This is a genomic window from Amphibacillus cookii (genome assembly GCF_016908375.1).
In the GTDB taxonomy this organism is placed as follows: domain Bacteria; phylum Bacillota; class Bacilli; order Bacillales; family Amphibacillaceae; genus Amphibacillus_C; species Amphibacillus_C cookii.
In genome coordinates this window covers 335,787-348,334 of sequence record NZ_JAFBDS010000002.1, presented here as the reverse complement: position 1 = coordinate 348,334, position 12,548 = coordinate 335,787, and the positions used below count along the sequence as shown (strand labels likewise).

At 35.8% G+C, this 12,548-nt stretch carries 8 protein-coding genes and 1 pseudogene; 3 read left to right on the top strand and 6 right to left on the bottom strand.

Translation table 11 applies throughout. From position 1 onward, the window contains the following. Positions 1-4: 4 nt before the first annotated feature. The 6 genes from JOE23_RS04675 to JOE23_RS04650 form a co-directional block, all read right to left on the bottom strand. The gene (locus JOE23_RS04675; protein ID WP_204436134.1) at positions 5-1,099 is read right to left on the bottom strand and encodes a glycoside hydrolase family 88/105 protein; all 1,095 of its coding nucleotides are present in this window, start codon (positions 1,097-1,099) and stop codon (positions 5-7) included. Between the two features lie 2 nt (positions 1,100-1,101). Continuing rightward, positions 1,102-2,679, bottom strand: coding sequence for a glycoside hydrolase family 43 protein (locus tag JOE23_RS04670; RefSeq protein ID WP_204436133.1), 1,578 nt, complete (start codon positions 2,677-2,679; stop codon positions 1,102-1,104). A gap of 1 nt (position 2,680) precedes the next feature. After that, a complete protein-coding gene (locus JOE23_RS04665; RefSeq protein WP_204436132.1) occupies positions 2,681-4,195 on the bottom strand; it encodes a glycoside hydrolase family 28 protein in 1,515 nt (504 codons plus the stop codon). Positions 4,196-4,226: 31 nt separating this feature from the next. Further along, positions 4,227-5,117, bottom strand: coding sequence for a carbohydrate ABC transporter permease (locus JOE23_RS04660; RefSeq protein WP_026065200.1), 891 nt, complete (start codon positions 5,115-5,117; stop codon positions 4,227-4,229). 25 nt (positions 5,118-5,142) lie between these two features. Beyond that, positions 5,143-6,117, bottom strand: coding sequence for an ABC transporter permease (locus JOE23_RS04655; protein ID WP_204436131.1), 975 nt, complete (start codon positions 6,115-6,117; stop codon positions 5,143-5,145). Positions 6,118-6,340: 223 nt separating this feature from the next. After that, positions 6,341-7,882: an extracellular solute-binding protein gene (locus JOE23_RS04650; RefSeq protein ID WP_204436249.1), complete on the bottom strand. Its 1,542-nt coding sequence runs from the start codon at positions 7,880-7,882 to the stop codon at positions 6,341-6,343. Between the two features lie 297 nt (positions 7,883-8,179). Here JOE23_RS04650 and JOE23_RS04645 point away from each other — a divergent pair, with 297 nt between their 5' ends. The 3 genes and pseudogenes from JOE23_RS04645 to JOE23_RS04635 form a co-directional block, all read left to right on the top strand. Next, positions 8,180-8,818, top strand: coding sequence for a YesL family protein (locus tag JOE23_RS04645; RefSeq protein ID WP_204436130.1), 639 nt, complete (start codon positions 8,180-8,182; stop codon positions 8,816-8,818). A gap of 58 nt (positions 8,819-8,876) precedes the next feature. Next, positions 8,877-11,171 (top strand): AraC family transcriptional regulator, encoded by a 2,295-nt coding sequence (locus tag JOE23_RS04640; protein WP_204436129.1) that lies wholly within the window; start codon positions 8,877-8,879, stop codon positions 11,169-11,171. A gap of 507 nt (positions 11,172-11,678) precedes the next feature. After that, a pseudogene (locus tag JOE23_RS04635) lies at positions 11,679-12,158 on the top strand (transposase); the annotation flags it as partial. Between the last annotated feature and the right edge of the window lie 390 nt (positions 12,159-12,548).

Below are 12,548 nucleotides of genomic sequence, written 5' to 3'. Positions count from 1 at the left end.
CGCTTCATACACGCAACTGTGCAATTTGAATACTTGCTAAGACAAAAGCACCCACCCCATGTAAGTCGTTAACACACACTTCTCTATTAATATAGTAATCATACGTTCCAATTGATGTTCCAATGCAAATGTCTTTCAATAATAAATGGCCTTTTTCATCAAAGTCAATCTTTTCCTTAATCAGACATTGATAGCTTTCATCAACAATTGGCACATATTCCTCGCCAATATAACCTTTTTTTATCGCTTTTGCGATGGTATAAATAAATAAACAAGAACAAGAAGCTTCCAGCCAGTTATCCTGATGATCACCTTTATCAACCACTTGATACCATAAGCCTGATTCTTGATCGCGGTATTTAATTAGTGATTCGATTAACTCAACCAAGACTCGCCTTAACGCCGGTCGCTCTGAATGATCATTTGGTAGTAAATCAAGAAAAAGCGTTAATACCATCGCATACCACCCTAATGCTCTCCCCCAAATTTCTGGGGCATGACCCGCTTCAGTTGCCCATATCGCTGATTTGCTTTCATCGTAGCCATGATAATATAAACCTGACTTTACGTCTTTCGTATATTTACGCATTAATTGTTCTTGTTTAAGAACCAATTCAACTAATCCAGGTTCTCCATACCATTGACCATACTGAATTGCAAATGGTCCTGCCATGTAGAGACCATCAAGCCACATTTGGTAAGGATAATGATCTTTATGCCAGAAACCACCTTCTTTCGTCTGATTTAAAGTGTTTAATAGATGTCTTAACTTGGAAGCTGCGATAAAGTAACGTTTGTCGTTTGTTTCTTTATATAATGGAAATAATAAAAGACCTGCTTGAATAGCATCGAGTTCACCTCGGGCGAATAAAAAATTACCGGATGCATCAATCAATCCATCAACATATCGTTTAACATACTGATAATAATCGTTATTATCAGTATGTTCCCAAACATCTAACATACTCCAAAGGAATACACCTTGGTGATAATGCCAACGATTTTTAGGCGGTAATTCAATTGAATCGTATTTGTTCATTAGGCTGCGACAAGCTAATTCTGCCCATTCAAGAGCCGTTTTTTCTTGAAATGCATTCATGTTTATACCCCCTCTTTATCATGTATTGCGCTATATTCGAACCAATCAAAATCTGCCCAATTATCAGAATCGTAGCCATTCCCGCTAATATACAAACCAATATACGTCCCGACAAAACCACCCGCTTTATCGGTACTTAAAATGGTTCCATCAGTATCAGCCAAGCAAACCCATTTATTCAGTTGTAATGCATAGTAAAAAGAATAACGTTGTTGATCTGCCTCTACTTTTAAATAAAGCGTAGATAGGTTTAGTGTTACTTTAGCTAGACATTGATCAACTCCCGCTTCCCGTCGCATTAACATTAAGTATGATTGTTGATCGATTTGGATATATTCAAATCGAAAATGATAATCATGATTCTGTAATAGGACAATACCTGCTGATTCACGTTCTTGACTTGGCACGTATTCCATCTTCGTTTGTGCACTAAAACAAATATGTTGTTGGCGTCGACCAATAAAAGCTGGGTTAGCTTCTTCCGTTAGTTTGATTGACTTAGCTTTGAGACGTAAATAACCTGGTCGTTCTGTTAATGACCAGAATTGACCCCGAGGGGTACGAATAAAATTCCAACAATCAGCTAAAGTCTCACTTTCAAAATGGTCACATGCTGGCATACTCGACCATTGGTGTTTTGGTAGTCTTGGAAAAGTCATAACCGGATCAATCACACCCCTACCCGGATTAACTACGGGCCAATCATCTTCCCAACTTACGGGCGCTAGAAAAGACTCCCGACCTAAATTTCTGTAAAAGCCACCATAAGGACGTGATGCTAAACAAACAAGCCACCAGTCACCGTTTTGTGTTTCTACGAAATCCGCATGACCGACGTTACTTATCGGGTAATCCCTGCCTAAATGACGGTGAGTTAAAATTGGATTTGTTTTAGCGGATTGATAAGGACCTGTTATCGATCGACTTCTAGCAATCGTCACAGCATGGGTGAATCCTGTACCGCCTTCTGCAATTAATAAATAATAATAGCCATTTCGTTTATAGAGATGTGGTGCTTCTTGGGCATGAGCATTTTTTAACGCCCCGTCCCACAATCCATAGCTCGTACCTATTAGCATATTTTTATTGGTATCAAGCTCTTGTAGCCAGATTTGATTATGCTTTGAATAATCTTGACCATCTGGTGGTACGCGATTACCTGTGTAATAAGCTTTACCATCATCGTCGAAAAACAATGATGGATCAATACCAGGAGCGCCTTTTAACCAAATCGGATCTGACCAATCACCAGCTGGATCAGTAGCGGTAACGTAAAAGTTTCGCCGTTCACCACATTGGCTTTCTACGAAAGTTGTAATCATATAAAAGATTCCATCATTATAACGAATCGTTGGGGCGTATATCCCTTTGGAGCATGGCGTGCAATCTAAGTTTAATTGACTAGGACGATCCAAAATATGACCTATCTGTTTCCAATGAACTAAATCCTTGCTATGAAAAATCGGAACACCAGGAAAATATTCAAACGTTGATGTAACAAGATAATAATCTTCGCCTACTCTGCAGATCGAAGGGTCTGGATAAAAACCCGGTAAAATCGGATTTTTAAACGTTTTCATTTTATCCATCCTTTCGTTCATTTAACTCGATATACATTTGACCGAGTTGCTCATATTGTTGGCCTTCAACTGTATAATTTGACACCGATTGGAATGAAACAACAGGAACTGATTCATGCTTGTTATTTGTTTGAAAATTCATTAAAGTAATATTCTCGCCACTAATAACCTCAAGAGCAGGTCCGTTTTTTGTATTTATCAGTAAATCTCTACATGTAAAGTCCTTAACATATTTCCCATAAATGCCCGAACCTGCAACAATCATCGGCTCCTTAATCATATCAGGTTCACCACCTTCTACATCATCAGCTAATGCCATATCAATAGTGATATTGGACAATGTGATGTTTTTTATCGGCATTTCTGGTAGACCATAAATAAATCCAGCCGCCGCCCTTACTCCTTTAGCTAGAATATCCGTTAGCTTAATATCCTCAATTTCAGGCGTTCGTTCAGTTATAGGTATCGGTTGATCAATAGTCATTAATGGATCTTCACTATTGACACCGTATCGATAAAAAGCATTTATCGCTATCGGGCACAAACAATTTTCCATGATAATGTTGTTAACCAAAACCTGCTTAATATAACTGCCTCTCGCACGATTTGTTTTCAATCGAATCCCCCGATCGGTACCAACAAAAATACAGTTACTAATCGTGACATTCTTTATTCCTCCCGAATTTTCACTGCCTAATACAACCCCACCATGACCATGAATCATGGTGCAGTTACTAATGGCAATGTGTTGTGAAGGTATCGCTATCTTCCGACCGTCTTCATTAATGCCAGACTTAACTGCAATACAATCATCGCCCACATCAAAGTGACAATTTGATATCCGCACATGTTGGCAGGAATCAATATCTAAACCATCACCATTTGGCGTATCTTTAGGATTATATATTGTTAGTCCATCGACGATGACTTGATCACAATACAACAGATGTGTATTCCAAAATGGTGAATTTTGTAATGTGATGCCTTCTAACTTTACATGTTTACAATGGTTCAACTGTAAAAGAGCTGGTCTTAAAAATTGAGAAGGCCATTCAACGATATTCGTTTGGTTCGGTTCTGTGAAATCTTGATTTAATTGATTTAATCGTTTTGTCACCTGATTCTGATAGGAGGCGCCCGTTTTGAGCAATTGATTAATTAACCACCAGTTCTTACCTTGGCCATCAATCACGCCTTCACCTTTGATTGTGATATACTCAAGATTTTCTCCATATAAAAGAGGTGAAAAGGCATAGCACTGATAGCCAGACCACCTTGTATATACGGGATGATAACGGTTAAAATTATCATCAAATAATAACTTAGCCCCAGCACTTAAATATAATGTTAGATAACTTTTCATCTTTATTGGACCGGTGCGATAAATGCCTGGAGGGAAGTATATCGTTCCTCCTCCACCTTTTTCACATTTATCAATTAACCATGCTATTGCGTCTGTATTATCTGTCTGATTATCACCAATAATATTAAAATCTGTTGCCATATAATCAAACATTCTATTCCCTCCTCAGCCATATTTCTCTGAACTAACCTTTCACCGAACCGAGTAAGGCCCCTTTAGCAAAGTATTTTTGCAAAAATGGATATACCAATAAAACGGGCACGGTAGCAACAACAATGGTGGCCATTTTAATCGTAACTTCTGGCGGTGGCACATCAGTATAAGCCGTACCATCATAGTTAAACCCACTTGCTAATACGACAATTTGACGAAGTAAAACTTGAACTGGCCATTTGGTCGAATCACTTAAATAAAGAATCGCATGCATATAAGTATTCCAATATGTTACCGCATAAAATAGTGATATTGTCGCAATTGATGGTAGTGAGACGGGAATTACAATACGGAACAAAATACCAAAATCACTGGCCCCATCTATTTTTGCTGACTCTTCTAGTCCCTGTGGTAAGTTCATAAAAAAGCTACGTAATATAATCATATTAAACGCATTGATTGTCACTGGAATTATAAGTGCCCACAAAGAATTTAGTAAACCGGTTTGTTGAACGACGAGGAATGTCGGGATCATCCCACCGTTAAATAACATCGTAAACACAATTAAAAAATTTAACGCTCGACGTCCAACAAGATCACGCCTAGACAACCCATAAGCAGTCAATATCGAGAAAAACATGCTCCAAATCGTCCCAACAAATGTGACAAATACTGATATACCTAATGCTCTAAAAATCGTATCTGTGGAAAAGATAAAACGATAAGCATCAAGCGTAAACTTTGTCGGAAATAATAAAAAACGGGTACTGGCTATTTCGGCACTCGTGGCAAATGAACTACCAACCACATGGATAAATGGTAAAATGGTTATTAAGCCAATTAATCCAAGTAAAGTATAATTTATGACATCGAAAACTTTACTCCCTACAGAGATTCGAGTTGCTTGATTTTTTTGTTTCATTTTCTTCACCTCAGCTTGATATAAATTAATAAATCCCTTCTTCATTGAATGCCTTAGCAAGGCGGTTCGCAATTACTACCATAATTAAACCGACCACCCCTTTAAAGAAGCCAACAGCTGCACTATAACTAAATTGTCCTTGTTGAAGTCCAGCCACATAGACATAAGTATCAAAAATTTCACCGACATTACGATTCGACGCATTTAATAAGAGATAAACATGTTCAAAGCCTAATTCAAGTACATTCCCAATTTTAAGAATAAGTAAAACGATAATTACACTTCGAATCGCTGGCAAGGTAATGTGCCAGATTTGCCGGAAACGATTAGCGCCATCAATCTTTGCCGCTTCATATAATTGTGGATCAACCGCTGTTATAGCTGCAAGGAAAACGATGGTACCCCAGCCTGCTTCGCGCCAAATGACTTGAATAATATAAATCGGCCTGAACCACTCAGCACTCATTAAAAAATTTATCTTGGTGAAGCCTAAGCTCTCTAGAACAGAGTTAATAATCCCACCATCAAGTGTCAACATCACAAAGCTAATCGATACGATAACCACCCAAGACATAAAATGCGGGATATAAATCAAGGTTTGGATTCCACGCTTGTATAAAGAATGACGTACTTCATTTAACATCAAGGAAATAATTATAGGGATAGGGAAATAAACAAAAATTTGTAAAGCAAACAAAATTAACGTATTCCTAAAAATCGTCCAAAATTCAGGACTTGTAAATAAACGCTCAAAATGGGTGAATCCTACCCAAGGGCTACCTGTTATTCCTAAATAAGGTTTGTAATCTTGAAAAGAAATGATTAAACCATACATAGGAAGGTACCTATACACAAGAAAATAAATAATGCCAGGCAAAATCATCAAGTAAATCATTTTATTTCGCTTGATTCGTCTCCATAATTCTGAGCGCCTTCTCTTTCGATCAACAGCACTAAGTTTTTTTTTGGCTTTTAACTTTGGTACTACAATACTACTCATAAGCAAAACCTCTCTTCTTTCTTTTGATAAAAGATATAGCTTTAAGATAAAGTTAAATGATCCCACCATAACAGTAAATAATCATTTTATAAGTTTGATGCCTCTAATTTCGGAATTTAGCGATTTTTCTCTTTAATATGTGCTAATGATTATCCTATCCCCCTACGGCTATATAGGGATAAAACGCCTGTCTTAATAGGAAGACAGGCATTTCAATCATTTCTTAATTGCTGTAATTTTCATTAAATTCATCAATGATTTGTTGACCACCTTGAGATTTCCAATTTTCTACTGCGGCGTCAAAACCTGCTTGATCAATTTGGCCTAAAATATACTGATAGGTGGCATCTGTAATAATTTGTTCCAGTCTTGCACCATCTCTGGTAAACGTCTCAGAATAAAGCGGTACTGTCGGATCTTCTATTAAATAATTTTCATTATCAATAAATAAATCTTCAGATTTTGCTTTTGGTTCATAATCGAAGTAACCTTCGTAGCGACCATTTGTTTCAGCTTCACCAACTTCTATTGCTTGATAAGGTCTAACTTCACGATCGAGCAATGCTGTATCATCAACCGGTAATGCTTGCCCATCAATGACTTCATAATGGACGTCTTCTATTCCCCAATACGCATAATTCATGACTTCAGGTGTCATCATTTGATCAAAGAAACCCAATATTTTTAATAACTCCTCTTCAGTTTCAACTGAGCTTTTTGGAAACATGACCAAATTACCATAGCCTGGAATAGACCAAATACCATACTCCCCTGTCGGTCCTTCCACATAATTATGAACATCTAGTTCAACATCAGGGTTTATCGTCACCGCGTCACTGTATATACTAACGACATCCCCCATCGATCCTATATAAATGCCAGCAGAGCCATTTTTAAAAAATTCTTGCTGGTCTACTTTGCTTGTTACAGGAAAGTCCTGATTTATATAACCGTTTTCATGTAATGCTTTAAAATATTCCATTGTCTCAAAATACTCATCAAACATAAATTCCGGCAAAAGTTCCCCTTCACGTTCTCCCCAATTATTAGGCGTGTTAAACCATGAAGCAATGGTCTTAAACGCACCATAAATCAAGTCATTACGATCGGTAATCCCAAAAGTGTTATCACTACCACTCTGATTCGGGTCATCTTCTGTGAATGCTCTTGCCATTTCAAAAAATTCTTCTGTGGTGGTTGGGGCTTCTAATCCCAAATAATCCGCCCAATCCTTGCGGTAAATTATCCCTTGTCTAGATAGTGGACGCCCCTGATAAAGCGTATACAACTTCCCATCAACTCGTGTATTATCCTGAACATTATCTTTTAATTTCTGTAAATTCTCAAATTGATCCAAATACGGGTCTAATTCCCAAAATTGTCCATCTTGGATGGCGTCACGAAATTGAATAAATGTGCTTTGATTTTTCAAAAAAACTGCTTCGGGTAGTGTATTCGTAGCAAATGCCGTATTCAAACGATCTTCATAATTATTGTCTGGTACCCATTGAATCTCTATTTCTGTATTCGTTAACTGCTCTATTTCTTCTAAGACCGTCTCTGCTGGCACTTCCGGTGTGTGAAGATTAGCCATGATCGTAAATGCAAATGGCTCTTGATCCCCTTCTCCAACATCCATACTCTGGTCTTCATCATTACCGCCTTCCACCTCATTCGAGGAAGCGCTTTCATTATTGCAAGCTAAAAGAATCATTGCCAACATCACGAACATTAACCCCATTACAAATTTACGACAACTTAACATCATTACAACCCTCCAAATCAAATTTAAAATCTATTGCATAGTAAATATTAGTGCAATAGCCTGATTTCGTATATAATCACTTTTACATATGTTGGTTTATTATGATAAATCATTCACATCATTAATTATTTATCAGTCAAACAATGATGATTCATTAGAATAATCATTATATAGGATAATCGCTTTCAAATGTTCTTAACTAATGATTATTAATATTTACCGAAGTTTTCTACCATAATCATACAGAAGTGTTATAATAATGTCGATAGATATCTTATAAAATAGTAGGTGAATATAATGGAAACCAAACGTTTATTAAGTATCATTAATCATGTTGCAGTGATCATTAGTCGTTATGCCTATATTAATTTATTATGGGTTGCTTTTGTTTTATTAGGCGGGGTTATATTTGGAATAATGCCTGCTACAATAAGTATGTTTACCGTTATTCGAAAGTGGTTGCACCAAAATAGTGATGACTCAATTTTTCAAACTTTTTATTACACGTATAAACAAGAATTTATTAAAAGTAATACTCTAATGGCGGTCCTTCTTGTTTTCGCTGTTCTCTTATATAGTAATATCGCCTATGCAGGTTTGATTAGAGAGACTAGCTTATATCCTTTTTTCTTAGCGATTACTTTTATTGCACTTTCCCTATATATCATTTTAATGCTTTATATTGCCCCTGTTTATGTTCACTATCAATTTACTTTTAAGCGTTACTTAGCGTATTCGATTCATATTGGCTTAGCTAACATACTTCATACAACAGCAATGGTTGTAAGTCTATTAGGATTTTATTATCTTTCAATGAAATTTCCTGGTATAATATTATTTTTTAGCTTTAGTGTAAGCGCTTCAATTGTTGATTTTTTTGCTCAATTTAGTTTTAACAACCTACAGACTCAGGAAACAACCGTTAAGTCAGCTTAACTATAACTTTTCTTAATTGATACTTAGTCAATAAAATTGAAGTGTAGGAGTAGATAACATGAAATGGTGCCGAATTAAACATTATTATAAAATGATGATCGTTATATTAATGATCAGCACTGTTCCTGTCATTATAACGGGAGCTCTCTCTTATTGGCAATCCTCTCAAGCGATTCAAAATTATTCAAATCAAGAGAAGATGCAAAATATTTATCAAATTCAAACAAACGTAGAACAAGTTTTAAAAAATATTGATCACTCAATCACTTACTTTGTCCGCACCTCACAATTGCAACAATATATTCATGAGTCAATATCAGCTGAAACTTTTTCTGATTATGATACGATAAAAAGAGATTTAAATCATCTCCAAACACTAGATACGGGTATTGAAGATATTGTGCTCGTCAGTCTTGAACAGGGTTGGCTTATTAACAATAATGGACTGATGCACATCGATCAATCAACAAAGGAATCCATTACCAATCATTATCTCTCATTAGCTGACAATTCGACATGGATACTAGAAGAGTATGAGACAATTAGCTTGCCCCATACTGTGCAACATCGAAGCTCACATTATATCAATCTAGCAAAGAAGTTACCTTTATTAGCATCTGAAAAAACCGGACTTATTACCGTATTTATTCCAAGTAGTGCGCTGACTGAAATCATGGAAAGACGCGTTGATGCTGAATCTTTTCTCATTTTAGATGAAGCCAACCAAATTATCTCGCATTCTAATTCAAATTATATAGGTGATAATTTTACCATGCCTGAACAAATTATCACATCTATTAGATCCCAGGCAAAAGAAGGACAATTTGATCATATTATTGATGATATACCATATAAGGTAACTTACCTTCATTCTGATTATAACAATTGGACTTATCTCTCTTTAGTGAAAGTAAGTGATTTAAACAAGCGTTCCAGTTCAATTGGTTGGATAACATTTATTATTTGCTCTATACTTCTCCTGTTGTCCTTGATCGCCTCAATTCTTAGCAGTAAAAAGCTTTACCGACCCATTCGTCGCATTCACGAGCTCGTTTCACAATCGAATGAGGAGCATCAACAGCAGTCGTTAGTGAATCAAAATGAATTTAGTTTAATTGAAACACATATTAATCAACTTCTTAATAAGAACAAGCATTTAGAAGTGAGGATGCAAAATCAAGTTAGTCAGCTTAAGCAGCTCTTTATCATTCGGCTTTTACAAGGGAAAGTTACTGCAAATGAAATTCCGATTAAATTAAAGGCATTTAATTATCCAAGAGTGTGGAAACAACTTACCCTTTTATCTTTACAGATCGATACATTAAAAAATCATTCTTTTGATAAAAGTAACAGTGACTTACTTTTGTTTGCAATTAATAATATTATTGAAGATCTCATTGATAGTCAAAAGCGTTTGACACCTGTTGTGATTAATCATACCCAATCGACGATTCTGATTAACAATAATGATGATTACCAGCAATATATGCGCTTCATTAATGACAAGGCTAACTATATTCAAAAAGAAGTGAAGCGAATCTTTGGTTTATCAATTAGCATTGGAATTAGTCAACCATTTAAAGATTTAATTGAGGCTAAAGAAGCTTATCATGAAAGCATTGAGGCACTAAAATATCGAATTAAAGTAGGAGCTGAATCGGTGATTTTTTTCGATAATTTAAATAGAAGTGGTCAACTTTTCATTGATTATCCGAAAAATATTAAATATAAACTATTTGATGCCATTAAGTTGGCCAACCGAACCAAAGCCGATCATGAATTAGAAAAACTATTTACGTATATTAATAGAGAAGATCATCATCATAATTACTATCAAATCATCTTAACCCGTTTCCTTTATGATCTCATCGAATTAAAACAAGTCTTAGGTGTTGAATTAGAACAAGAAGATAATCAAGCATTCTTAACTGAGTTCTTTGAACTCAAAACGTTGGCAGATATAAAGGATTGGTTTACTCAAACATTCATTTATCCTTTAATTGAAAAAATCGAAGCTAGGACAAAATCAGAAGATAAAACATTGTCTGAAAAAATTATTCAAATCATCCAAGATGAGTTTGATCAAGATATTTCCTTAGATATAATTGCATCAAAATTACATTATAATCCAAATTACTTAAGTAACATCTTTCAAAAAGAAACCCAGCGGTCGTTTAGTGAATATTTATTACTTTATCGTATTGCAAAAGCTAAAGAGTGGTTAGCTGAAACTAACTTATCAGTTAAAGAAATTGCTGCTAAACTAAAATATAATAACTCACAAAATTTCATAAGGTCCTTTCGGCGAATTGAAGGCCTTACACCTGGAAAATATCGAAATGAACTTCGATAAACTACCTTTTTCCTCTACGAGTTAGCGTCTAGCATAATAAAACGAATGATCCATTCAATATAGGTTGTATACTATTTGACGTTGGTGAAGGGAATTCTCCATTTCATGCGTTTTGAAATGGGGTAGACTTTCGCTAAGGTCTTTTCTATTTCTCTGAAAATAGAAATGGGTTCGGTCATCCAGTAATTCGCTTTCCGCAGGCACGGCTTCAGCTAACTCATGTGCGCACCAAACGCGCACATGAGTGGATCTTCGGACGCGTGCTATTCCCGCTGGAGTCGTCGTCTTTCACTTCCGTTTTATTAGCGATCTAATCTTACTAAACACCTTACAATAATCCGTTTTAATCTCTTTTTTTTGGTATAATAGAAAGAGAAGTAATAAGAAAAGAGCGGTGAAAATGATGTTAAAACAACAAACATCCCTTTCGTTAAGTCCTTATACGCAACTTTATGATGCGCTTATTCCAAAAGACAACTTTCTTCGTCAAATGCACGATCTTGTTGACTCCATCCAGTGATATCAAACGGGACACGAACAGAAGAAACAACATTTCAGTTTAATAAAGATGCGGGGATGTCTGTCTGTCCAGCTGGGCATCTAGCAACCAGAAAGGGAATGAAACATCGGCATTCAACCACTCAAAACCCACAACTAAAATATTTTTTCGATGTGAAGCAATGTAAAGTGTGTCCGTTGCGTGAAGGTTGTTATCGAGAAGGGGCCAAAACAAAATCCTATTCAATAACAATAAAATCAACAGAACATGTGGAACAAGAGGCATTCCAAGAGACAAAAGAATTTAAAGAGTTAGCTGCATCAAGATATAAAATAGAAGCAAAAAATGCAGAGTTGAAAAATAGACACGGGTATGAAAAAGCGATTACCTTAGGTCTGTTTGGCATGAAAATGCAAGGAGCTGCCACCATCTTCGTCGTTAATATGAAACGAATGATCAAGCTAATCAATGAAAAAGAGATAAAATAGAGTCTCTATACTCTGAAAAACAAGCGTAATTTCTCACTTTTATAATGAGGATTACGCTCATTTTTTTTATTTTATTATTACGGGAGAAAAATATCACTTTTTCAGTAGTCTCCGTGCTATTCCTGCCGGAGTCTCATCACTTCCTGACCGAACCCGTATGAATTTACGTGTAGATAGACATTCAAATTAAGTTAAGATCTATTGAATCGAAATCAGTCCAAAATGCACCTAACCAAACAAACATTCAAGCAGCATAATCCGACTTGAATATTTGTGAAATTCATCTATAAAATTGCCAGCAAAAATTCTCACCAACGTCATTTGACAAAGAACCTCAATATATAAAGGGATCATTCGTTTTGATTGTACTGTCTCAGTCTAATTTCTAAT